General features: G+C 60.2%; 20 protein-coding genes. 8 read left to right on the top strand and 12 right to left on the bottom strand.

Features of this window, described 5'->3' with window-relative positions; translation table 11 throughout:
- On the top strand, nucleotides 1-1,181 hold a 1,181-nt coding region (locus DWX39_RS05555; protein ID WP_233512205.1), incomplete at its 5' end, for a helicase-related protein.
- A 64-nt stretch (nucleotides 1,182-1,245) separates the two neighbouring features.
- Here the strand turns inward: DWX39_RS05555 and DWX39_RS05550 are convergent.
- From DWX39_RS05550 to DWX39_RS05530, 5 genes are all read right to left on the bottom strand, one after another.
- Complete coding sequence (locus DWX39_RS05550) at nucleotides 1,246-1,554, bottom strand: type II toxin-antitoxin system YafQ family toxin (protein ID WP_117758774.1); 309 nt, start codon at nucleotides 1,552-1,554, stop codon at nucleotides 1,246-1,248.
- Nucleotides 1,555-1,556: 2 nt separating this feature from the next.
- On the bottom strand, nucleotides 1,557-1,856 hold the full coding sequence (locus tag DWX39_RS05545) for a type II toxin-antitoxin system RelB/DinJ family antitoxin (protein WP_117758773.1): 300 nt from the start codon (nucleotides 1,854-1,856) through the stop codon (nucleotides 1,557-1,559).
- A gap of 113 nt (nucleotides 1,857-1,969) precedes the next feature.
- The gene (locus tag DWX39_RS05540; RefSeq protein ID WP_117758772.1) at nucleotides 1,970-2,728 is read right to left on the bottom strand and encodes a TIGR00730 family Rossman fold protein; all 759 of its coding nucleotides are present in this window, start codon (nucleotides 2,726-2,728) and stop codon (nucleotides 1,970-1,972) included.
- 213 nt (nucleotides 2,729-2,941) lie between these two features.
- The gene (gene tgt, locus DWX39_RS05535) at nucleotides 2,942-4,081 is read right to left on the bottom strand and encodes a tRNA guanosine(34) transglycosylase Tgt (RefSeq protein ID WP_022093813.1); all 1,140 of its coding nucleotides are present in this window, start codon (nucleotides 4,079-4,081) and stop codon (nucleotides 2,942-2,944) included.
- A 436-nt stretch (nucleotides 4,082-4,517) separates the two neighbouring features.
- A complete protein-coding gene (locus DWX39_RS05530; protein WP_006235414.1) occupies nucleotides 4,518-5,318 on the bottom strand; it encodes an SDR family NAD(P)-dependent oxidoreductase in 801 nt (266 codons plus the stop codon).
- 294 nt (nucleotides 5,319-5,612) lie between these two features.
- On the opposite strand from DWX39_RS05530, the gene DWX39_RS05525 reads away from it, so the two are divergent.
- On the top strand, nucleotides 5,613-7,394 hold the full coding sequence (locus DWX39_RS05525) for a hypothetical protein (protein ID WP_117758771.1): 1,782 nt from the start codon (nucleotides 5,613-5,615) through the stop codon (nucleotides 7,392-7,394).
- A 306-nt stretch (nucleotides 7,395-7,700) separates the two neighbouring features.
- On the opposite strand, the gene queA is transcribed toward DWX39_RS05525, so the two are convergent.
- The 3 genes from queA to DWX39_RS05510 form a co-directional block, all read right to left on the bottom strand.
- Entirely contained in the window at nucleotides 7,701-8,912 is a 1,212-nt protein-coding gene (gene queA, locus DWX39_RS05520) for a tRNA preQ1(34) S-adenosylmethionine ribosyltransferase-isomerase QueA (RefSeq protein WP_117758777.1), read from the bottom strand.
- Nucleotides 8,913-8,982: 70 nt separating this feature from the next.
- Entirely contained in the window at nucleotides 8,983-9,558 is a 576-nt protein-coding gene (locus DWX39_RS05515; RefSeq protein ID WP_117758770.1) for an epoxyqueuosine reductase QueH, read from the bottom strand.
- A gap of 10 nt (nucleotides 9,559-9,568) precedes the next feature.
- On the bottom strand, nucleotides 9,569-10,135 hold the full coding sequence (locus tag DWX39_RS05510; RefSeq protein ID WP_117758769.1) for a DUF3267 domain-containing protein: 567 nt from the start codon (nucleotides 10,133-10,135) through the stop codon (nucleotides 9,569-9,571).
- Between the two features lie 133 nt (nucleotides 10,136-10,268).
- On the opposite strand from DWX39_RS05510, the gene DWX39_RS05505 reads away from it, so the two are divergent.
- Nucleotides 10,269-12,419, top strand: a complete 2,151-nt coding sequence (locus tag DWX39_RS05505; protein WP_117758768.1) for a methionine--tRNA ligase — start codon at nucleotides 10,269-10,271, stop codon at nucleotides 12,417-12,419.
- Nucleotides 12,420-12,455: 36 nt separating this feature from the next.
- Nucleotides 12,456-13,559 carry an RsmB/NOP family class I SAM-dependent RNA methyltransferase gene (locus DWX39_RS05500; protein ID WP_117758767.1) on the top strand — a complete coding sequence of 368 codons (1,104 nt, stop codon included), beginning with the start codon at nucleotides 12,456-12,458 and terminating at the stop codon, nucleotides 13,557-13,559.
- 24 nt (nucleotides 13,560-13,583) lie between these two features.
- On the opposite strand, the gene DWX39_RS10990 is transcribed toward DWX39_RS05500, so the two are convergent.
- Complete coding sequence (locus DWX39_RS10990) at nucleotides 13,584-13,754, bottom strand: hypothetical protein (protein WP_158557554.1); 171 nt, start codon at nucleotides 13,752-13,754, stop codon at nucleotides 13,584-13,586.
- Nucleotides 13,755-13,944: 190 nt separating this feature from the next.
- On the opposite strand from DWX39_RS10990, the gene DWX39_RS05495 reads away from it, so the two are divergent.
- Nucleotides 13,945-15,036: a hypothetical protein gene (locus tag DWX39_RS05495; RefSeq protein WP_117758766.1), complete on the top strand. Its 1,092-nt coding sequence runs from the start codon at nucleotides 13,945-13,947 to the stop codon at nucleotides 15,034-15,036.
- 82 nt (nucleotides 15,037-15,118) lie between these two features.
- On the opposite strand, the gene DWX39_RS05490 is transcribed toward DWX39_RS05495, so the two are convergent.
- The gene (locus DWX39_RS05490; protein WP_117758765.1) at nucleotides 15,119-16,009 is read right to left on the bottom strand and encodes a DegV family protein; all 891 of its coding nucleotides are present in this window, start codon (nucleotides 16,007-16,009) and stop codon (nucleotides 15,119-15,121) included.
- A gap of 319 nt (nucleotides 16,010-16,328) precedes the next feature.
- Here DWX39_RS05490 and DWX39_RS05485 point away from each other — a divergent pair, with 319 nt between their 5' ends.
- The 3 genes from DWX39_RS05485 (at nucleotide 16,329) to DWX39_RS05475 (ending at nucleotide 19,345) form a co-directional block, all read left to right on the top strand.
- On the top strand, nucleotides 16,329-18,245 hold the full coding sequence (locus DWX39_RS05485) for a fructose-1,6-bisphosphatase (protein ID WP_117758764.1): 1,917 nt from the start codon (nucleotides 16,329-16,331) through the stop codon (nucleotides 18,243-18,245).
- Between the two features lie 78 nt (nucleotides 18,246-18,323).
- Nucleotides 18,324-18,719, top strand: coding sequence for a GtrA family protein (locus DWX39_RS05480; RefSeq protein WP_117758763.1), 396 nt, complete (start codon nucleotides 18,324-18,326; stop codon nucleotides 18,717-18,719).
- Between the two features lie 218 nt (nucleotides 18,720-18,937).
- Nucleotides 18,938-19,345, top strand: coding sequence for a GtrA family protein (locus DWX39_RS05475; protein ID WP_022095123.1), 408 nt, complete (start codon nucleotides 18,938-18,940; stop codon nucleotides 19,343-19,345).
- Between the two features lie 159 nt (nucleotides 19,346-19,504).
- Here DWX39_RS05475 and DWX39_RS05470 read toward each other — a convergent pair whose 3' ends face one another.
- Complete coding sequence (locus DWX39_RS05470; RefSeq protein WP_233508891.1) at nucleotides 19,505-20,389, bottom strand: DUF4430 domain-containing protein; 885 nt, start codon at nucleotides 20,387-20,389, stop codon at nucleotides 19,505-19,507.
- A 9-nt stretch (nucleotides 20,390-20,398) separates the two neighbouring features.
- A complete protein-coding gene (locus tag DWX39_RS05465; protein WP_158561621.1) occupies nucleotides 20,399-24,181 on the bottom strand; it encodes a DUF4430 domain-containing protein in 3,783 nt (1,260 codons plus the stop codon).
- Between the last annotated feature and the right edge of the window lie 274 nt (nucleotides 24,182-24,455).

Raw genomic sequence — 24,455 nt, 5'->3', positions numbered from 1 at the left:
CTCAATGTGTTCGGCTGAGATCGGAAATCAACCGCCTTTCCGCGACGCCCGAACGCTCGGACGGACTCACGCGAGCACTCTCAATGCTCTGCGGCCCGCTTCGCCATGTCATTGATCCAAAAACGCAAGCAATCCAACAGGGAATTCAGCGCGTTGTTAGGCCGCGTTTTACCGGAGTTCGACTACCCGCCTACGAACCAGGGGCGTCCTTTAATCAAGTTCTCGATCTCCTGTGTGCGCACACAGCGAGAAACGAAGCAATTGTCGACGATGCCCTCGAGACCGCGTCAAACGGTCGACATCCGCTTGTGCTATCCAAAAGGAAAAAACATGCCGAAGAGCTATGTAGGCTGCTTCAAAGCCGCGGACACGAACCTATACTCTTAACCGGAGAAATCGACGCCAAAGAAAGAAAGGCAATACTGAACAGCCTTCCCGGCTTCGAGCATGAGCATCGAATTATCATCGCAACCGAAGGCCTTCTGGGCGAGGGTTTCGACCTGTCTTACCTTGACACTCTGCTCATTGCCACACCGATATCTTGGGACGGCAGCATAACGCAGCAGGCAGGCAGGCTACATAGAAGTCACGAGGGCAAGCAGCAGGTTGAGATATTCGACTATGTTGATTTGTCGATACCCATGCTCGCGCGCATGTACCAGAAGAGACTCAAGACCTACGCCAAGCTGGGGTATGAAGTCTTTGCAGCAAATGACAACAAACGGGCCGATCAAAACATCCTCGTTAGGCCGGCAAGGGCCGTGGAGGCCTTAGCAGATGACATCGCGCGCGCAACGAAAAGCATTTTTATTGCCGCGCCCTACGCATCCGCTGCATGCCTCGCAAAGCTCACTGCCGTACTCACAGGCGCCGCCGCCCGTGGGATTGCCCTTGAGATTTCAATTGCTTCGACTCCGCGCGATGACGTGAAAGCGATTTTTGCCGAGATGAACGTCAGTTATCTCATCAAAGCCGAAGGACGCCTGTGCGCATCAGTGATTGACGAGGAAACTGTCTGGTACGGAACTATTCCATTACTGGCCTTTCCTAAGAAAGAGGACTGCAGCATCCGTTTCAAAAGCAGCGAAGTTGCAGCCGAGCTTTTAAGCGAAATCCAGCGAAGAGGAGAACCGGAGGTCGCAGCCACGAACGGGACGTCTCCAACAGTTACGGTGGAATAGGGGCCGTTTTTGGCCAATCGGCCGCGAATCAATCCCTATTCCCCCGCGAAACATAAGCGAGCAATCAGCCCTGCGGGCCCTGAAATAACTCCTCATGCGAGCCCATTCTCACCAGTCGGATCACCGGATTAGTCTTATGCGGCAGATAGAGAACGACCACATCGACCATGCCATCGGATAGATGAAAGTCGATATGGCCGTTGTAATTGCCGCCTGGGTTTGAGAGCTCGTGGACGCCATATTCCGTAGGAAGCGAGCCGTGAGCCGCCAGCTCTGCGACCGCCGCCTTAAACTCGGATTTTAGCTGCGGATGAATGCGCATCGTTCGCTTGTAATCCGTCTTAAACTGAGCCTCGACCTTAATCTCAAACATCGCTAGTCCTCATCAAGGAACGACATCAGATTATTCACGTTATCGAACGCCGGGCTGTCGTCTGGCAGAATCCCCAGCTCGTGGGCCTCGGCGATCACCATGGCGCGCCTCGTCACCTCGTTGGGAACTTCGGATCGACCCACAATTTCAAACGGAATCTTCCGCTGATTTACAAGCTGCCGAACAGCAAGGTTGAGATACGAATTGAGACTCAGACCAACCGAATCCAAAAACTCAGTCGCCTGTTCCTTGAGCCCCTCTTCGATGCGAACCGTCGTAGGCTTAACCGTTGCAGTAGACATACGCGACCTCCTCGCCTCGTCTTTTGCATCAGTATACCCAGTTTAGATGGCAGAGTGATGTTAAATAGCATCAGTCTGCCGTTCTCATTACTACAACAACAGGCACGCTCGCCCTACTTCAGCCCGCTCAGGGCGATGTCGACTGCCTCGTCGAGGTCGTCGGTAATGTGCACCAGCTCCGGATCGAGCGGGCTGATCATACCGGCGTCCATCACCGGGCCGTTGAGCCAGTCGAACAGGCCCTGCCAGTACTCACTGCCTACCAGCACAAGCGGCATGCGCTTGACCTTGTGCGTCTGCACCAGCGTGAGCACCTCGAACATCTCGTCGAGCGTACCAAAACCTCCGGGAAACACGATGGCGCCCGAGCTGTATTTGACGAACATGGTCTTGCGCACAAAGAAGTAGCGGAAGTCCATGCCCAGGTTCACGTATTTGTTGAGCCCGTGCTCGTGCGGGAGCTCGATCCCCAAGCCGACCGATTTGCCGTTGGCACTCGCCGCTCCCCTGTTGGCCGCCTCCATGATGCCGGGGCCGCCGCCGGTGATCACGGCCACGCCGCGCTGGGCGATCTTTCGTCCAACCATGCGCGCCGCCTTGTAGAGCGGATCGGTCTTGGGCGTGCGGGCGCTACCGAAGATGGTCACCGCAGGCCCGAGCTCGGCAAGCGCGCCAAAGCCATCGACAAACTCGGCTTGAATGCGCAGCACACGCCACGGATCGACATGCAACCAGTCGGTTGAATCCTCGGGCGCCAGCAGGTTGGCGTACGTATTGTCCTTAGGAATCATGGGGCCGCGCATGACCACGGGGCCGCGGCGGTACGTCTCGTCGTAGGCGGGCTCGCCCTCGACGTTCTCATTCTTAATCATGGGTACTCCTATCGAGAAAAAGAAAAGCGAGCGGGGTCGACGCCATGCGCCAAACACCCGCCCGAACATCAACTAGTCGGTATGGTACCCACGATGCATCATGCGCTTGCAAGGCATCGGTCAGCGGTCGCGCAGCCGGCGTCAGCGAATGTGACGAGCAGCTGCCGCTCAGCCTTTGCCGTTGCCCACGCTCTGCAAGCGTGTCTTTCGCCCTTAGTAATCCACCGCGGCAGGGCTATTCATCCAATCGCTCACAAATGCGCCATAGCGGCCCTCGATAATGGCCTGGCGAGCACGCTGCATAAGGTTAAGCAAGTAGTAGATGTTGTGCATCGACAGCAAAATGCCGCCGAGCATCTCCTTCTGCGTGACCATGTGGCGGATGAGCGCGCGGCTGTAGCCGCCCGTGCACACCGGGCAGGTGCAGGTGGGATCGATGGGGCCATCGTCGTGCGCAAAGCGGGCGTTGCGGAAGTTGAGGCGACCCTCGCTAGAGAATGCCGTACCCATGCGGCCGGTGCGCGTCGGCAGCACGCAGTCGAACATGTCGATGCCCACACCCACGCCGCGCACGAGCGTGGTGGGGTTGCCGACACCCATCAGGTAGCGCGGCTTATGCTTGGGCATGTACTCGCTCACGAGCGGTGCCAGGGTCTCGAACATGGTCTCGTGATCCTCGCCCACCGAGTAGCCGCCGATACCATAGCCCGGGAAGTCGCCGCACTCCTCCAGATGGCGCAGCGAACGCAGGCGCAGATCCAGGTGCATGCCGCCCTGAACGATACCAAAGAGCGCCTGGTCATCGCGGGTATGCGCCTTGTAGCAGCGCTCGGCCCACATACTCGACAGCTCAACGGCGCGCTCAACGTAGGCGCGCGTGGCGGGATAGCCCGGGCACTGGTCGAGCTGCATGCAGATGTCGGAGCCGAGTTTCATGGCGATTTCCATGTTGTCCTCGGGTGTCCAGAACACGTGGCGGCCGTCGTAGTCGTTGACGATAAAGCGCACGCCCTCGTCGGTGAGCTTGACCGCGTCGTTGTGGCTGAACACCTGGAAACCGCCCGAGTCGGTGAGGATGGGGCCGTGCCAGTTCATAAACTTGTGCAGTCCGCCCAGCTCGGCGATGGTGTCCTCGCCGGGACGCATGGACAGGTGATAAGTATTGGCAAGCACGATCTGGGCGCCGAGCTGCTTGACGGTCTCGGTGGGAATGCCCTTAACGTTTGCCTTGGTGCCCACGGGCATAAAGATCGGCGTCTCGATGTCGCCATGCGGGGTGTGCAGCACGCCGGCACGCGCGTGCGTCGTCGGGTCCTCGGCGATCAGGTCGAATTTAAACAGGTTTTGATCCATAAACTGGAACTCCTTGGTTGCGGCTCATACGCAAACCATTATACGGGCAACCCGCAAGAAGCACCGACTCGACAGAAACTGGTGCGAGGAGGATACGGCAGGGACACGGCAAATGAGCGTGGATTTTTGGACGCTTACCGGATGAGCGTGGATAATCTCCCACTTTTGCCCAAAGCACAGCCCAAAAACGGGAGATTATCCACTTTCATTCTGCGGGCACTCATTTAAGTACGTCCCCGATGAGTGGAGCTATTTACCAGCCACGGCAACGCCGATATTTTGGCAACGTCAGCGAGCGGGTCGCATTTGAGACAAGGTGCCGTGAAATGAAAGGGCGCTGACCTTCTGGTCGCGCCCTTGAAATTGAACGGCAGATTGTCCAAATGCGGCCCGCGCAGCGTCGGCCGGTCCGCCGTTCGGTAGAACGGCGGAACCCCTAAGGACGCTGGCCCATGCCACCCTCGAGGGTGACGGTCTCGCCGTTCATATACTTAAAGTCGGGACCGCAGAGCTGAACGACAACGCGGCCGATTTCCTTCTCGACGTCGCCGTAGTGGCCTGCCGGCGGCATGTGGACGTTGGCCTTGAACGCCTCGGGATAGGCATCTTGGAAGTTCTCGAGCGCGGCGGTCCAAGCAAGCGGGCAAACGATGTTGACGTTGATGCCGTCCTTGCCCCACTCGTTGGCGGCGACGCGAGTCAGGCCGCGGATGCCCTCCTTGGCGGCAGCATAGCTGCACTGGCCGTAGTTGCCAAACAGGCCGGCGCCCGAAGCAAAGTTGACCACGGAGCCCTTGGTCTCCTTCAGGTGCGGATAGGCCTTCTGCATGTACAGATAGGTGGCATACAGACCGGAGTAAATGGCCAGGTTAAACTGATCCATGGTGTGGTCGGCGATGGTCACGCCCGAGGCGCTGGCCTGAGCGTTGTTAACGACGGCGTCGATGCGACCGAACTCCTCAATCGCCTTGTCGATAACGTTCTGCACGACGGCCTCGTTGTCCTGACCGGCGGAGACATCGGCCTGAACAGGAAGAACCTTAACGCCGTACTCAGCCTCGAGAGACTCCTTGGCGGCCTCGAGCTTGGCAACGTTGCGGCCGGTGATGACGAGGTTCGCGCCCTCCTTGGCAAAAGCGATATCGATGCCGTAACCGATGGAGCCAGCGGAGCCGTCCTTGAGCGTGGCCTTGCCGCCGCCGGTGACGATCACGGTCTTACCAGTGAAAAGTCCCATACAAAGTCCTTTCAAATCGCGACGGGCCCGCCCGTCGACTGCGCGCATCCAACTTCACGCGCCAAAAGCTGACATGCAACTTTAGCGTGTTCAAGTGAATAGAAAAGGCCTCGGTAGGCGAACGGCATAACGTCTTTCGGCGAAGGGATTGTCAAGTACAAACTGGATAAAGTGGCCGAGTTTTTGCTATCGACACGAGCCATCGAACACGTTTTGAAACTTTGCTGCAGTGCGCGGGATGTCGGCGCGAGACTTTATCATAGGGTGACAAACAACGATGAGGAGCACATGCCTATGACAGACGAGCTGGACCCCCAGACTCAACAGCATATTGATAACTCCGCAGACACCATTGACGACTGCGATACTTCCACCAGAAGCGATGGCGGCATTGATACCGCTGTCGAGGAGGCTCCTGCCGCCGCAGACGAGGCCGCAGACGCAAATGTCGCCGCAGAGCAAGACAAAGAAGAGCAGCTAGAGCAGCCGGACCCGAGCGATACTGAGCCCAAGGCTGAGAACGCTCCGCAAGCAGCAGGCCCCATCGAGGTGTCTTCGGAAGAAGAGCTCGACGCCGTCATGGACTCCATGATGGATGCCGTCAAAGCGATGAAAGACGCCGTGGCCGACGCTGACGTTGACGCCGAGGAAGAGGAGGCCGCCGAGGCAGCCTCGACCTTCGTACCCGGCGAGACTCCGGTTGCCGACCAGGGCAGCACCATGCCCTCGTTTCTGCAGCTCGAGCATCCCACGATTGGCGCCGATGCGGTCGACCCGCACGCAGCAGGCTTTTCTGTAATCGAGGGCGGTACCGGCAATATCGCCGTGCCGCAGGCTGCCGATGCGGACGCTGCCGACACCGCTCGCCCGACCGCCCCGCACTCCTCCGCCGCGAGCCGCGATCTGGGGACCGCTGTCTCGAACACTGCGAACGCCGTGGGCACCTTTATCGCCCAGGGTGCCTCGGCCATGCGCGAGATGAACGCCGCGAAAAAGGCACTTGCCGATGCCCGCGCCCACCTGGCCGAACTTGAGCAGCGCATTGCCGATCAGGCCGAGGAACTCGAGACGCGCCAGGATATCGCAGGCCGCTACGACCAGATCGTCGCCGACCAGCGCCAGGCGATTGCCACGGCCCAAAAGACTGCAGCGGCCGCCGAGATTGACCGTGATGCCCACGCCTCCAAAGCGACAGAGCTCAAGGGTCAGCTCGAACAAATGAAGACAGAGGATGACGCGACTGAGCTCCGTCTGAAGGCCGCGCTCGATGCCGTGGAGGCCCGCGAGGCGAGCTCGCGCGAGACCGGCAACCGCCTCGTTCGACGTCTTGAGGATTCCAAGCGCATCCGCGACAAGGTGAAGGCAGAGCGAGACGCCGGCATTGCCGCCGCACAACAAACCGTCGACGCCACGCGCGCCCAGCTCGAGACGCTGCGTCATGAGTATGCCGAGCTGCAACGCAATCCCTCGGCAAATCCCGCCAACTATACGGTGCGCACCAGCGAGCTCTCGATGCAGATTTCCGACACGGCAGATGCCCTGCGTAAAGCCGAAGAAGATGTCCCGCGCATCACCGCCGACCTTGAGCACTCGCTTGCCGCAGCCGAGCAGGCCGTCGAGCAGGCTCAAGCCCCTATCGCCGACGCAAAACGCGCGCACCAAGCCGTGACGACCGAAGCCGATGCCGCGCGCGACGAGCTGCAGACGGCGAAGACAGCCGCCGCGACTCGTCAGCGCGAACTGCGCGAGAAGATCACTGCCGAGGACAAGGCACGCCGCGACCAGGAGCAGAGCATCGCCAACGCCCAAGCAGATGCCGCACATGCGCAGTCGATCATCGAACAGGCGACCGAAGTGCACGACCACCCAGAGATCACTGAGTCGCTTGCAGGATCCTTGGCCCGAGACAAAGCCGAACACACCGAGACCGAGCGAGAAGTCGCCCAGCTCGAGGCCACCGAGGACGCGGTGCGCGAACGTACCCGCGACTCACGCATCAAATTCACCGGCGCCATCGTCTGCATCGTTGCCGTAGTTCTCGTGATCATCTTGATCTGGCTGTTCGCGAGCAAGTAACCACTCCCCAACGATTACAAGGACTGTCCCCAGGTGCCGGCACATAAGGAACGTCCCCAAGTGCCAACAAAGGCGACGCCGATGTTTTGGCGCGGACAGCGAAAACCCGCTAGAGCGGCATCCTCTTGACAACCAAAGAAATGCCGGTGTTTTGGCAACGACAGCGAGCGGGTCGCATTTGAGACAAGGTGACGTGAAACGAAAGGGCGCTGACCTTCTGGTCGCGCCCTTGAAGTTGAACGTCAGATTGTCCAAATGCGGCCCGCGCAGCGTCGGCCGGTTACGGCGTTTGGAAAACGCCGTAACCTACAAAATGAGCATGGCGTCGCCAAAGCTGAAGAAGCGGTAGCGCTCCTCGATGGCGGCGGCGTAGGCATCCATGATCTGGTCGCGGGTGGCAAGCGCGCTTACGAGCATCATGAGCGTGGAGCGCGGCACGTGGAAGTTCGTGATCAGCGCGTCGACCACGTGATAGGTCGAGCCGGGCATGAGGTAGAGCTGCGTCGTGGCGTTCTCGCGCACCACGATGTCACCGCGGCCGAGCGTGTCGGCGCCGTCCTCGAGGCCTTCAAAATAGCGCGCCGTCACAGCCGGATCGGACACCGGAGCATCGGCGTCAAACGCGCTCTCGAGCGAGCGCACCGCCGTGGTACCGACAGCAATCACACGATGGCCCTCGGCCTTCGCCTTATGCACGGCGTCGACAACCTCCTGCGACACGTGGTAGCGCTCGGTGTGCATCACATGCTGCGTGGGATCGTCCTCCTCCACCAGACGGAAGGTATCGATGCCCACCTCGAGTTCGACGGCGGCAAACTTGGCACCCTTGGCCTCGATGGCAGCCATAAGCTCGGGCGTAAAGTGCAGACCCGCCGTGGGAGCGGCAGCCGAGTGCTCTTCCTTCATGGCGTAGACGGTCTGGTACTTCTCGGGGTCGCCCTCGTAATCGGTAATGTAGGGCGGCAGCGGCACGTGGCCGGCAGCATGGATGGCCTCGTCGAGCGTGCAAGGGTCGCCGGCGGCATTGCAACCGGCCGGCTCAAAGCGCACCAGACGGCCACCGCGGCTATCGGTGACAAAGTCGATGACCTCGGCCGTCAGCACCACGGGAGCCCCCTCGGGCGCATGGGCGCCACCGGCGCGATACTCAATCTGAGCACCGGGCTTCAGGCGCTTGCCCGGCTTGACCAGGCACTCCCACACATGGCCGAGCGGATCCACATCCTCACGGCGCTTGAGCAGCAGCGTCTCGACCACGCCACCCGAGCCGGCCTTGCGACCGATCAGGCGGGCCGGCATCACGCGCGTCTGGTTGATGACGAGCACATCGCCCGGCTCGATATAGTCGATGATGTCGCGGAAGATGCGGTGCTCAACGGTACCGCCGTGCTCCAGCGGCTTCCCCGCCTGGGAGCCTTTGCGATCCACCACCAGCAGGCGGCAGGAGTCGCGCGGCTCGGCAGGAGCCTGGGCGATCAGTTCCTCAGGAAGGTTGTAGTCAAAATCATCGGTACGCATAGACACGTCGGATACTCCTTATATAGCTAAAGTCCGCTCTACATCCTAGCAGGCTGCCAGCTCAAAAGAACTACTTTTTGGACGCTTTGCGCTCGTCGCGGATGCGAGCGCGGTCCATGGCCGCCTCGACGGCCGAGAATCGGCAGCCGCAGTAATTCTGCCGATACATGCCCAGCTCACGCGAACGACGCGTGGCCTCGGGATAATACGGGCGAAAATCGCGAATCACCGGGGTGAGACCGCGGGCGACAGCCAGACGCTCCAAAACATCATTGCAGGTATCGAACAGCTGATACGGCGAGACGGCGAGCGTCGTGCCCACAAACTCAAACCCGCGCTCCTGGGCCACGCGGCACGCCTCGGCCAAGCGCAGGGCATAGCACGCGCGACAGCGACGGGGTCGATCGGCGCCCAGCGGGGCCACGCCGGCCTCCCAGCGCTCGCGGTCCTCCCCCGCTTCGATGAGCTCGATGTCGCCATCGGCACACCACCGGCGTAGCTCGTCCAAGCGGCGCTGCCATTCATCGCGCGGCTGAATATTGGGGTTGGTCCAGCAAATCGTGGGTTCAAACCCCTCTTCGCGCAGCAAGCGAACCGGCTCAAGTGAGCACGGCGCACAGCAAGCGTGCAACAACAACGGCCTCATCAACATCTCCTCACCCGAAAAAGCGCACGCCAAAGGACGTATCCTCGCAGGCGACAATGCGGCGGTCGCGCAGGATGGTCCGCACGTAATACCAATCGCCCACGCAGCCCGACAAGTGCAGACCAGCCGCCAGGTAGCACAGCAGCGGATAGCCCGAGAACGCAAACCCCAGGGCAAACGCCACCGTCAAAACAACCGTCGGCGCCAGGCAAACCGCCATGTACCGCCGACGCGAATACACGACGCCCTCGGCGCAGGCATAGATCATCGCCGTCTCACGATTCGCGCCAAAGGTCACATGCGCGCCCGCAGGCGCCAGCAGCTTAAAAAACACCGCATGCACCAGCTCGTGCACGGCAAACGACGCTGCAGAAACCGCAGCCACACCGACCATCCAGCCCACGACGGTGGTCCAGCCGCCCGCCTCAGCCGCGTCCAAGTCCGCAGGCCCGCCCAACAGCATAAACACCGGCACCAGGCACACGGCAAACACCGCGATCACGGCCATCCCCCACACGAAGCAAGCGTGCAGAAAAACCTCGTCCTCAAACGCATGTATGTTGGAAATCTCATTCATAGCATCTTAGGATAGCGCCCCTGCCACGCACCCGCCCGCATGTGCGATAATGTCGAACGATATGCACGAATTGACCACCGCGCCGCCGAACCCCGTGCCCGGCCGCGCTCTTACCTATATGCGAAGGAGTCCCATGGCATCCAAATACTCCATGAACGACCGTCCCAGCTGGCCGCGCCGCGCCATCGTTACCGCCGGCGAGCCCTACGGCAACAAGGGTCTGCACTTTGGCCACGTCGGCGGCGTCTTTGTCCCGGCCGACTTCTTCGCCCGCTTCCTGCGCGACCGCCTGGGCCGCGAAAACGTCATCTTCACCTCGGGCACCGACTGCTACGGTTCGCCCATCATGGAGAGCTACCGCAAGCTCAAGGAGAACGAGGGCTACGACAAGTCCATCGGCGAGTATGTCGAGTCCAATCACTCCCGCCAGGCCGCGACCCTCAACAACTACAACATCAGCTGCGACATCTACGGCGGCTCGGGCCTTGAGCCGGCGGCCCAGATCCACAACGAGGTGACTGCCGAGATTATCGAGCGCCTGCACGAGCAGGGCACCATCTCCAAGCGCTCCACGCTGCAGTTCTACGATGCCAAGGCCGGCACGTTCCTCAACGGCCGCCAGGTCATCGGCCGCTGCCCCATCCAGGGCTGCAAGTCCGAGAAGGCTTATGCCGACGAGTGCGATCTGGGCCACCAGTTTGAGCCCGAGGAGCTCATCGCGCCCAAGAGCCAGCTCACCGGCGAGGTGCCCGAGCTGCGCCCGGTCGACAATCTCTACTTTGACCTGCCGGCCTACCTCGACTTTATGAAGACCTACACCGCCAAGCTCGCCCAGAACCCGCAGGTTCGCTCCGTGGTCTCCAAGACCATGGAGGAGTGGCTGCTGCCGGCTCAGCTCTACATCCAGAACAAGTTCCGCGAGGCCTTCGATGCCGTCGAGGACCAGCTCCCCGAGCACACCGTGCTGGAGCCCGAGGGCAACAAGAGCAGCTTTACCGTCACCTTCCCCAGCTGGAAGGAGCGCGACGACGCCCACGCGGTGCTCGCCAACGGTGGCGTGCGCTTCCGCAGCGGCAAGGCACTCGTGCCCTTCCGCATCACCGGCAACATCGACTGGGGCGTTCCGGTGCCCGAGGTCGATGGCGTCTCCGACGTCACCTGCTGGTGCTGGCCCGAGAGCCTGTGGGCGCCCATCAGCTATACGCGTACCGTGCTCGCGCGCGATGCCAAGGCCGCCGGCGTGACCGAGGGCGTCGCCGCCCAGGATGCCGCCCTCATGGGCGAGCCCGCCGCCGACTCCACGCAGGTGCCCGCACCCACCTACCAGCACAGCTCGCTCGACTGGCGCGACTGGTGGTGCTCTGACGACGCTCAGATTTACCAGTTCATCGGTCAGGACAACATCTATTTCTACTGCATCGCGCAGACCGCCATGTGGGAGGCCCTGGGCTGGGACCTCACGCAGAGCACCGTCAGCGCCTGCTACCACCTGCTCTACATGGGCAAAAAGGCCAGCTCGTCCTCGCAGACGCCTCCCCCGCCGGCAGACGACCTGCTCAACCACTACACCTGCGAGCAGATGCGCGCGCACTGGCTGTCGCTCGGCCTATCCGAAAAGCCGGTGAGCTTTAGCCCCAAGGCATACGACACGCGTGTGACCGGCAAGGACAAGGACGGCAACGAGGTACGCGCCTGCGACGACAAGCGCGTTATCGACCCGGCCCTTAAGGAGAGCGCGCTGCTGACCGGCGTGTTCAACCGTCTGGCCCGCAGCTGCTTCTACGGCGTCGCCGTCAAGGAAGGCGACGAGAGCCCCTACCGCAACGGCTGCATCCCCGCCGGTGCCGCTTCTGACACCGTGGTCGAAGCCGCCCAGCAGGCAGCCCTCGCCTTTGAGCAGGCCATGTACAAGTTCGAGACGCACCGCGCGCTTGCCGTGTGCGACGACTACCTGCGCGCCGCCAACAAGCGCTGGAGCGACGCTTCCAAGGCCGCCAACAAGCTCGAAGGCAAGCCAGCAAACGCCGCGATGACGCAGGCCCTCGTCGACGCCTTTACCGAGCTGCGCGTGGCGACCGTCCTGATGCACGGTATTGTGCCGGCCGGCTGCGAGCTCATCTGCGAGTACTTTGACTTCGACCCGGTCGCTTTCTTTAGCTGGGATAACATCTTTGCCTCCACGGATGAGTTTGTGGAGAGCCTGGGCGAGAAGCCCGGCGAGCACCGCGTAAAGCCGCTGCCCCCGCGCTTCGACTTCTTTAGCAAGCACGAGAGCCAGTACTAAACACTCGACATGTAATGGAATGGGAAGGAAAGACGGATGTCCAAGCCGCGTCGTCGTAAGCAGAAAAAGCAGGTCAAGGCCGAGCTCAAGCTCAGGCAGTTTGCCGCCACCGAGCTTTCCGACCAGCTTGCCGCCCTTCCTTGCGCCGCCGACCTGCCGCGCTTTATGGTCGACACGGTCGCCGGCGCCTATGCGCCCGCCGATGCCGAGCTCATGATCGAGGGCTTCGGCGCCGCGGCCACACGCCCGGTCACGCTGCGCGCTAACACGCTCAAGGCAACCGCCGAGGACATCGCTGCGGCGCTCGATGCCGCCGGCATCGCCCACAACCCCGTCACCTGGTACCCAGACGCCTTCGTCCTGCCCGAGGCACAGGTTTCCGACCTGTGGGACCTCGACATCTACCGCGACGGCAAGATCTACTTGCAAAGTCTGTCGTCCATGATGCCGCCGTTGGTCCTGGGCGCCCAGGCAGGCGAGGACATCCTGGACATGTGCGCAGCCCCTGGCGGCAAGACGACGCAGATCGCCGCCCTCACGCAGGGGCAGGCGCACCTTACCGCCTGCGAGATGAGCATTCCCCGCGCCGAGAAGCTCGAAGCCAACCTCCACCGCCAAGGCGCAAAAAACGTGCCCGTCATGCGCACCGACGCACGCGAGCTCGACGAGTTCTTCCGCTTTGACCGCATCCTGCTCGACGCTCCCTGCACCGGCACGGGCACCGTCGTCAGCGGCAACGAGAAAAGCCTGCGCGGCCTGACCGAGCAGTTGCTCGGCAAGTGCGCCCGCTCGCAGCGAGCACTTCTGGACCGCGCCATGGGAGCCCTCAAACCGGGCGGCACGCTCGTCTATTCGACTTGTTCGATCTTGCCGCAGGAAAACGAGGACGCCCTGCAAGAGGCCCTCGACAAGCATATGGACTGCGAGCTCATTCCCCTCGACGGCACGCCGAGCGAAAGCGAAGCGCGTCGCGCCCAGGATGCCGGTGAAGAGCCGCGCATCGAGTCCAACGCTCTCACCGAGGCAATCGCCGCGGGTCAGGTATCGGCCATCGCCAACGGCCTGCCCGGCACGCTCACCATTCCGCCCAGCCGCGAATTTGAGGGCTTCTACATTGCCCTGATCCGAAAACGCAGCTAGCGCACGGATCCAAAACTCAACAAGCTATCTCCGTGCGCGTTTGCCCTGCTGGTCGCGATGCTGTTTAAGCATCGCGCGCTCCTTGCGTTCGGCCCTTTTGCCTTTAATGGCCGTAACCACAAAGTAGATGACCGCGGCGGCTACGATTGCGCCCACGCATAGGCCAATCGAGCCCAACATTGCCGAAAATTCCATACCGCGTCACCTCTCTTTTAAACGGGACTTTCAAGATAGCACCTCGATCCCCGCCACCACAGCTCCTTCACGTTCGCCGCCCTTCGGTCTAACGGAGGACGCGGCGGGGAAAAATCAACTCGTCAAACGATTTAGCATTCGCAATTCCGGCTGCATCGCGCCGGCCGTCATCACATAGAATCGAGCTTCCATGGATACCCTCAACGATCTAAATGAGCGCGTCGACGCCTTCGTCGGCACCAGCTCCTTCGACACGCCTGCCGCGGCAAGCGACCAAGCCCCCATCGATGTGCCCGCCGAGGTTCACGAGGACATCGTCGCCTCGGTCGATTTCTCCGAGGTCGAGCTCGCAGACGAGTTCACCGAGCCCCAGGTAGCCGTGACCCCCAACGGACTGCTCCCCATGGAGCCGCTGCCCATCGACGGGCGTTTGCGCAAGGCGGCCCTTCGCATGCCTGACGAGATTGAGGAGGCCAGCGGCTTCACGCTCTTTGGCCGCCGCATCAAGTCGCTCATTTACACCACCGATGTCGCGGTTATCCGCAACTCCAACGCCGATGCCGTCTTTGCGGTCTACCCTTTCACGCCGCAGCCCGCCATTACGCAAGCGCTGCTGACCGTCGCCGAGTGCCCGGTCTTTGTAGGTGTGGGCGGTGGCACCACCACTGGTAAGCGCTCCGTGCAGATGGCAGCCGTCTCCGAGATGCAGGGCGCGGCGGGATGCGTGGTCAACTCCCCCGCCACCGCCGAGATGGTCGAGCACATCACCAACATCGCCGACATCCCCGTCATCGCTACGGTCGTTCGCTGCGACGACGATGTCCACGCCAAGGTGCGCGCTGGAGCCAAGATTCTCAACATCGCCGCCGGCAAGAACACGCCCCAGGTCCTACGCGAGCTGCGCAAGCACTATCCCAACCTGCCGCTCATCGCGCCGGGCGGCAAGACGCCAGAGAGCATCCGTGAAACCATCGCCGCCGGCGCCAACGCCATCATCTGGACGCCGCCTTCGGCCCAGCAGCTACAGACCGACATGATGCAGCGTTATCGCAAGATGAAGGAAGACGCCACACCTGTCATCTCGCACGACGATGTGCCCATTATCGACCAGGTCTCCGCCGCCGAGGTCAGCCAGGTCGAGAACATGAATCCCGACGTGCCGATTCCCGACGAAGTCATCGAGCGCGTCGCTTCGATCCACGAGCGCGTCGAGGAGCATCGCGCCAACCGCGGCCTCAAGCCGTCACTGCACGGCTTCTTCTTCCGCGGAAAGAAACGCTAACCCCCAACAGCAAGGCCCGCCCCACAAACGTGAGGCGGGCCGTTTTCGTTTGAGCAATCATGCAGCGATGTGATGGGGCAAACTAATCCACGCGCTTGTCGCCCATAAAGAAGAGCGCCACCGTACCAGGTCCGGTATGCGAGCCAATCAGAGTACCGATGTTATTGATCTCAATCTTGCCTTTAAGCTGCGGAATCTGTTCCTCGATCAGCGCCGCAACTGCTTCGGCATCCTCGCGGCACGCCGAGTGCGACATGATGCACTTACCCGAATAATCCGCACCGTCCTGCACGTGTGCCATCATGGTCTTAGCCATCTCGGAAATCGCGCGCTTCTTAGTGCGAATCTTCTCACGTGGCGACAGCCCACCTTCGCAATCGACCGTCATAAGCGGGCAAATCTTAAGCGCCGTGCCGATGATCGCGCTCGCAGCCGAAATGCGACCGCCGCGCAGGTAGCTCGACAGATCGGTCGAGAAGAACCAGTGGTGTAGGTTGAGCTTGTGCTCCTCAACCCAGGCAGCCGTCTCGTCGAGCGAAGCACCGCTATCGCGCACGTCGGCGGCATATTCCAGCAACAGGCCAAAGCCCGAAGACGCCGCCAGCGAATCGATGACGCGCACCTTGCCGCCCTGGGGATAGCGGTCCGCGAGCATCTGCGCCGCAACGCAGGCCGATCCATACGTGCCCGAAATACCCGACGACAAGGTCAGGTGCAGCACGTCTTTACCCCCGGCAACGAACGGTTCCCAAAACTCCTCGTACTCACCCACGCTCACCTGAGACGTCTTGGGCATGGCGCCCGCGGCAATCTGGGCAAAAAACTCGTCCGGCGCAATCGACTGATACAGATCGTCCGTATAGACAACATCGTCGATCTCGTAATGAAAACACACGACAGGGATATTGCGCGATTCAAAGAACTCGCGGGTTCGATCGGCGGCGGATTCACAGGTCAGGACAAAATCACTCATATGAGGCTCCTTACTCATTGCTGCGCAAATTATCGCACAGCAAATGTGAATACGGTACAAATGTCCACTATTTACCAAATTGAACCAAAGGTAGTGAACATCTTTACCGTCATCATCTCTATCGATCCCGGAGGCATGCGCCTGCAAAACGACCCCGCGTCTCCATTCAACCGCCATATCCACCTCGACTAAATCGATTTACCAAACCGTTCGGCCAACAATTCGACCTCCCATCTCCAATCGAAACAAAAGCGGCGCATACTGATAAACGTTTGACGCTGTTTTTATCAGTTTTAGCAACCACATCGGAAGGTGCCTCATGGTCGCATTCGATCGCAATCCGCAAGACTTCAAGTATCTGCGCCTGCTATCGAGACAGTTCCCTACCGAGCAATCCGCATTCACCGAGATCATCAACCTCTCGGCCATCCTCAACCTGCCCAAGGGCACCGAGCATTTTATGAGCGATGTGCATGGCGAGTACGAAGCCTTTATGCACATCCTCAACAACTGCTCGGGCGTCGTGCGCGAACATGTCGACGAAATCTTTGGCGACACGCTCTCCTTTGACGAAAAGGGCGAGCTGTGCACGCTCATCTACTATCCGCGCGAGAAGATCGATCTTGTCCGCAGCCGGCGTGAGGACTCGCCCACCTGGTACAAGACCATGCTCGACCGACTCATTGTGGTCGCCCGCTCGCTTTCGAGCCGCTATACCCGCTCCAAAGTGCGTAAGGCCATCCCGCGCGATTACGCCTACATCATCGACGAGTTGCTGCACACGCATCCGGATGAGAACAACTACCGCGTGCGTTATCACGAGCGCATTATCGAATCCATCTTGGAGACCGCCAGCGCCGACGACTTTATCGAGTCGCTCGCCTCACTCATCAAGCGCCTCGCCGTCGACCACCTGCACCTGGTGGGCGACATCTTCGACCGCGGTGGCGGCGCGGCCAAGATTATGGACCGCCTGCTTACCTATCATTCGCTCGACATTCAGTGGGGCAACCACGACCTGCTGTGGATGGGCGCCGCTGCCGGCGAGCCCGCCTGCATCGCCACGGTGCTGCGCAACAACCTGCGCTACGACAACTATGAGATTCTTGAGAACGACTATGGCATCTCGCTGCGCGAGCTTGTCGCCTTCGCCGACGCCACCTATACCGCCGGCGAGTCCATCAGCCCGCTCATCAAAGCCATTAACGTCCTGCTTTTTAAGCTCGAGGGCCAGATTATCCAGCGCCACCCCGAGTTCGACATGGCAGATCGCCTGCTGCTCGACAAGATCGATCACGACGCCAGCACGGTCACGCTTGCCGACGGCAGCGTATGGCCGCTCACGACCAACGACTTCCCCACCGTCGATCCGGCGGACCCCTACACGCTCATGCCCGAGGAGCAGCACATCATCGACAAGCTCGTGTCCGAGTTTGTCACCGCCGATCACCTGCATCGCCACATCGATTTCCTCTATACCCACGGCTCCCTGTATAAGGTCGCCAACGGCAACCTGCTCTTCCACGGCTGCGCGCCGCTCAACGAAGACGGCACCTTTAGCAGCATGAACTGCCTGGGCACCTGGCACGCCGGCCGCGATTATTTTGATTTCTGCGACCATATCGCCCGCCGCGCGTGGCGCGTTGGCGACCGCGATGCCCTCGACTGGATGTGGTACCTGTGGATCGGCTTTAACTCACCCGCCAGCGGACGCGTGGTGCGCACGTTCGAGCGCGCCTACCTCGCCGACAAGAGCACGTGGGTCGAGCCGATGGACCCGTACTATACGCTCACCACATCCTCGTCCGTTTGCGACGACATCATGCGCGAGTTTGGCGTCGCCCCCATGGCTTGCTCGCCGACGGGCCACATCATCAACGGCCATACGCCCGTTAAAACCACCAAGGGTGAGCAGCCCATCCGCGCCGAGGGCAAACTGCTGGTCATCGATGGCGGCTTCTGCCGCGCTTACCATCCCAAGACGGGTATCGCCGGCTATACGCTCATCTCGAGCTCGCGCGGCTGCCGCCTCAAGTCGCACCGGGCCTTTACGACGGTTGCCGAGGCACTCACGCGCAACGTGGACATCGAAAGCGAGACCAACCGTTTTGACCAAGCAGACCGTCGCCGCATGGTGAGCGACACCGATTCCGGAGCCAAGATCCGCAGCCAGATCCAAGACCTGCGCCAGCTGCTCGATGCATATAGAAACGGTGCTATCGAGGAGCGCGCCTAGCACCACCCGTGGGGATTGGCTAAACTTGCTGAGTTTGTCATCCCCGCGGCGCCCCGGCGCCACCATAAGGCAGGTACCATGCAAAAGCTCCTTGCGCAGATCATGAAATTTGGCGTCGTCGGTGTCATTGCCACGGTTATCGACTTTGGCATTATGAATCTGCTCCACTACGGTCTGGGCCTCAACATCCTAATCGCCAATACCAGCGGCTTTATCGTCTCACTCATCTTTAACTACCTCGCAAGCATGAAGTACGTGTTTGCGCACAAGGAAGGCATGAGCCGCCGCCGCGAGTTCATTATCTTTGTCGTGCTGTCCGTGATCGGCCTGGCACTCAACGACGGCATCGTGTTGACACTCAACGCCGGCCTGGGGCTCGAGGCCAATATCGCCAAGATTTGCGCCACCGCGCTTGTCATGGTCTACAACTTTGTGACCCGAAAGATCTTCCTGGAAGGCGATGAGACCAAGTAACTCGCAACCTTACAGCTTTACAATGCCCACGGATGACGCGCGTCGTGCGCTGTGTTGTTCGTGGGCATTGCTCGTTTACGGGCAAATTTTCAACGTTTGCGGATTAGCACTTGATAATTTGGCGAGTTCGTATAGTTCTTGGCAAAGACCTTACGTTTCCCTTGCAAAAGCTCTAAAGTATCCTCTGCTCGATTCATCAACGCATTGGATGTGATTACGTGCGCAAGGCACTGGCACAACCTCATACTAAGCAGTTCCTCAAGTTCGCTGTCGTGGGCCTTATCTCCTTTGGCATCGACTGGGGTATGCTCATTGCGCTCGTCGAGCTGTTCCACCTCGACTTTTTGATGAGCACCACGGTCTCGTTCATCACGTCCGTCGTGGTCAACTACTGGCTCAGCATGAAGTACGTGTTCGACCATCGCGAGGGCATGAGCCGCAAGCGCGAGTTCACGATCTTCACCATCCTGTCGGTGATCGGCCTGGGCCTCAACGACCTGTACATGTTTGTGGGCGTCACGTTTTTGAGCATCGGCTACCAGGCCATGAAAGCGATCGCTACGTTCCTCGTCACCTGGTACAACTACTTCAGCCGCCGCTTCTTCCTCGAGGGCGCACGGTCGTAGTCGATTCACTATTTGCTTGAATGTATAACCGGTTGGAATTCCCGTTCCAACCGGTTTTTTGTTTGCCGAGAGACCCGGCGACCCAGTCCTCTACGCATGAAAAACGGGTGGCCCGGATGCTTATCCGAACCGCCCGTTTGGTGCGATATGTCGAGGCCTCTAGCCTGTAACGTAATACCAGACCACGTTGTCGCCGTTGGAGAGAACGTAGTTGCTGCACGCCGTCATGGGCGTTGTGCCGTTGACGGAGTACATCCAGCCACTCGTGCCGCCGTACTGTTTCTCGGCCAAACCACCAATCGCGGAGACATACGTGCCGTACGACGAGCCACGTGCGTTGACAGAAAGGCCCAGCGCGTACAGGGCATCGTAGACGGTAGCGCCTTCGTTAAAGGTAAAGGTGCCACCAGAGGACACAGGATTGCCCACGGCGCTCGATGTAACCGAAACCGTCACTGTTACGTAGCTGGACTCCTGCGAGCCGCTCTGGCCGCCCGAGGGAGCGCTTCCGCCATTAGAGCTGGAGGCTCCATCAGACGACTGGCCGCCGCCCGAAGAAGCACCGCCAGACACATTGGAAGTATCGCCGGTTCCCGTATTCTGGGCAGCGGATTTATCTCCAGACTTCTTGCCGTCCTGACCATCGGACTTCTTGCTATCCGAGCTTTTATCCGATTCCTTGTTTGAAGACTCGGAATCGTCCTTGGACTCATCCTTTGCGTCATTCGATGACTTGGAATCCTTGGAACTGGCCTCGCCCGAAGTCGTAGTCGAGCCAGACGCCTTGGTGTCCTTGGTGACGACGCTCTCCCCCGTCACGGTCTGAATGATCCAGTCGATGGACCAGGCACCGCTTGTGGAAGGATGGACGAAGCCCAGCGAGACGACGATCAGAATGGTGCACGCGGCAGCCAGAACGCCAAGGAGCGCCTTGCGACGAGGGGCGGACGCCGCCGAAGCGGCGCCCTTTTGCTTTGCATCGTCGAACTGAATGAACGAGGAATCTGGTTGCTTGGGATCAGCGTCCTTGGATTTATTGGACACAGCCCTCACCTACCGACGTTTGGTGAACACGAACACGCCGACGATGGCGAGACCGATGACGCCGGCGGCAACGCCAACAATGGCGAGCGGGTTGATGCCAGTCTCCTGCTCGGAAGCGCTAGAGGACTTCTTAGCAGCGGTCGTGGAAACAGCACCCGTATCGGACTTGGAATCGGACTTCTTGTCGGACTTGCTGTCCTTCTTGCCAGACTTCTTGTCAGACTTCTTCTCGTCCTTCTTATCGGACTTATCGGAGTCTTTCTTGTCGGACTTGTTGTCCTTGGTCTCGGTCTTGGTCGACACCGTCGTCTTGGTCACCGGCTTCTTGCCCGGGGCAATAGCGCCGCCCTTCGAGCCGGAGCCAGAACCCGCGCCAGCGCCAGCACCGGAACCGTTGCCAGCGCCGCCGTTGCCACCATTAGTGCCAGAACCGCCATTACCGCCAGGGTTAACAGCATTCTTGGTCCACTTGGCATACAGCGTCAGATCGGCCGTCACCGGCGTGCTAAAGTCATACGCCTGCGTGCAAGCCTCATCGGTATACCAGCCAGCGAAGGTGTAGCCATCGCGCGTCGGATCGGCCGGCTTGACCAACTTGCCGTCGGCCGTAGCAACAAACTTAGTGTCGCAAGCAGACCCGCCGTTGGAATTAAAGGCGACCGTCCAAGACTCAACAGCCCCGAGTTTGAACAGCGTGCCCGAGTCATTGATGTAGTACAGGTTGCCAGATGCATCGGCAATGACCGGAGAGTCACAGTACTGGTAATGGCCAGCCGCATCATAAATCTGCGTCGCCTCTGCATCGCCGAGCGTATAGCGATACACGCCACCACCAGCAGAGTAGTTGACGTAATCCTTGCTATCCGCGCTGTTAACGGTGAAGTACACATAGGTCTTGCCGCCCTGAACACTCACCAGCGGAGTAGCAGCAATACCGTTGAGGCCAGCCGGCAGCGCCTTGCCGTCGGCAGCAGCGACCATCGTGGTCTTACCCGTCTTCAGGTTATAGAGAACCAGAGCAGAGCCAGTACCCGTCTGTCCGCCGACAATCAGATTGTCACCAGACACCGCAGGGGCGCTCAGATTATTCGTAAGGCCCAGATCAACCGTCTTCTGTTCACTCAACACGCCCGTCGCCGAAAGCAAAATCACATGGAGCTTTCCATCGTGCGTCATCTGATAAAAGGTCGAACCATTGGACGGATCGGCAATGCAATCGGCATTTGCGACAGCGCCGAGCTTCATGGTCGAAACGACATCGCCCGTCGTCTTATCAATGCACTTAAGCGTACCCGCGCTCGTAGGAACGATGGCATACTTATCCGTCAAAGCCGCACCAGTCCAGTAATAGCCCTCGGCAGGGTCGATGTTCTGCCAAGAAACTTCGCCCGTGGCAATCTTAATGCGCGCAAAGGAGCCGTTGCCGTAGGTCGCGTTGTAATTCTCGTCATACGAAATATCGACCGAGCCTACATAGACGTACTCGCCGTCCGAAACGACGGTGCAGGAGCTCTGCGTCAAGTCCGTCAAACCAGGCGTCAGCCACTTGCAGATCAGCTTGTCTGCAGTAATCGCCTGGACCGCACCGCCGTTGAGCGGAACGATGATAAGGCCATTGGTATAGATCGGACGAGAGGTATAGCTCACCTTGGAGGCAAGCGGCGCAGAGGCAACCTTTTTGCCCGTGGACGAATCGATCTTAATGAGCTCGTTCTCGGTCGCGATGTACACAAAGCCGTTGGCGATGACAGGTTCGCTGCAGTTGGCATACTGCTGACCAGACTCGGCCTTCCAATCGAAGGCCCACTTAAGACCGGCAGCCTGCGCAGGCGTCTTGGCATCCGTTACGGTCGAACCGTTGCCACTGTTGCCGTAGCCGGCCCACTCGGCATCCCAATCAGGAGCCGTCGCGCTCGGGTCCACGACAATCTTGTCGGGGTCGGGCATGGGCGAATTATCGGTGGTGTAGGCAAACGTAACCTTGTCGCCGCTCTTGAGCGTGACCTGGTTGGCGCAGAGAGATGTGAGCTCTCCGTTGATATACAGATGCCAATATCTATTGGTCGCACCATCCCAGCCATACGGCTTGTGATCGAACGGCGAAGTAATGGAATTAAGGAGCCAGTACTCACCACTCTGGGAGCCGTTATACGCAACGCTCTTGGCCTTCAGAAATGCCTCAATAAGGTTCTGGGCCGTGGAGCCTTCGGGCAAAGAAACATTGCTTGCCGAGCCCCAGCGAGTATTGTTGCCGTTGACATCGGGACCGATAACATCGACAGACCCAAGAACCTGGCCAGGAAGGGCATCGCTGTCGCCAGCATACATAAAGGTGACGGCGTCACCCTCTTGGAGCTCGTAGGCACCAGCGCCAACGTTCTTGAACTCGCCATTTACGTAGAAGCGCCAATAGCTATTGGTTGCAGCATCCCCGACATAGGGCTTACCGTCGACGTCGAACGGCGAATAAATGCCGTTGAGGAACCAGCCCCAAGACGATTCGCTAGAATCGAGCCTAAGACCAGTCTGCTCCAGCAAATCCTTGGCAGTAGAGCCCGCCTTGAGACCCGTCTGGCCCGTCGAGGCCCACACCTGCTGTTTGCCGTCCTTGTCCTTGCCAAGCACCTGAACGGAAGCATGGACGGAATCAGAGGGCAACTGGTCGCCCCAGCCACCGTAGAACCACGTAACGGTATCGCCGGCATGAATGGTGACATTGTCCGCCGTGTAGTCGCTCGACTTGCCGTTGATGAACAGCTGCCAAGAGGTCGAATAATCGAGCGGCGTACCCAGCTCAACGCCGTTGTACTTAAGGCTCAGAATGAAGGAGCCCGCAACAACGGCGTCAATATCATTCGCCTCGAGCGCGACCTTCGTAAGGTCAAGTGCGTTCGAGCCGGACGTCACCACATACTGCGCGTTATCGACCCAAGTCTGAGTCTTGCCCTGGGCATCGCGACCAATGACGGTCACATTTGCGGCAACCTGGTCCTTAACGACAGGGGACGAGCTACCAGCCGTATAGGCAAACTCAATCTTCTGCCCCTGGGTGAGCTTGACGCCGCTCGCGCCAACCGAGGAAGACGCGCCGTCGACAAACAGCTGCCAGTAGGCATAAGTCGCCGGATCGAAGGCAAGCGTGCGGCCATCGCTCGGGGACGTAATGCTTTCGAGGTAGAAACCGTATGCCGTGTTCGGATCGTATTTCGCCTTGAAGCCCACCTTCTGCTGCAGCTTAACGAAGGCGTCCGCAGCCGTCGAGCCCTCGTCGAGCTTAAGCTGCGTAGGTGCCACCCAGGTCTGAGCCTTGCCGTCGGCATCGGTGCCGATAATCGAGAACGAGACCTCGACTTGCTTCTTGGCGACATCGCCAGTTTCTGTCGGGCTCTCCGTCTGAACGGCAGCCGCGGCGGCAGATCCTGCTTGGCCAGTGGGCGCCGTCGAAGACTGCTCGCTCGTGGCAGGGCTCTCCCCCGTCGCCGAGCCTTCGTCGCCAGTTGCTGCCTCTGTTGTGGCGGCACTAGCCGCAGGCACGCCCTCGGAATCCGAAACCTCGGTGCCGCTCTGCTCAGTGGTACCGCCCGCAAGCGCTGCGTCCTCGCCCGGCGTCGCAGCCTGAGCCACGGCCTCGGCAATGCCCTCGGCGCCCTCGGCCCACAGCTGAGCCGGCGTGGTGCCAAAGGCCATCGCGAAGGCCAGGAATGCCACCAGGCCGCGCTTGGCTACGCCGCGTGCAATCGCGCCACGGCGATGCAGCGAGGCGCGCTCGCGCTCGTCCTCAAACATATCCATTTGTCCCCCATTGTCTGTACTTGGAGCATTGCCCAGCGGCTGCCCCACGTCATCGCGCATGTTACGCTCGAGTTCCCCCATCGGGGTCCCCCTTCCCTCCAGAGCCCTATGCACACCGGCGGCATACGCCGCAGCCGCATGCAAGATGGGAGGCGATCCGACTTAACCTTAACGGCTCAGGCGCGTCGTCCGATCTGCGACGCGAACATCCCGAGCCAAGAGGAATTACGGTTACTGGTACAGCCGGGGACTTGCACCCCGATTCTCCCAAACG

This window comes from Collinsella sp. AF19-1LB, assembly GCF_003459655.1.
In the GTDB taxonomy this organism is placed as follows: Bacteria; Actinomycetota; Coriobacteriia; order Coriobacteriales; family Coriobacteriaceae; genus Collinsella.
Note: the sequence above shows the minus strand (reverse complement) of the source record. Positions and strands in the feature narration are given on the sequence as shown.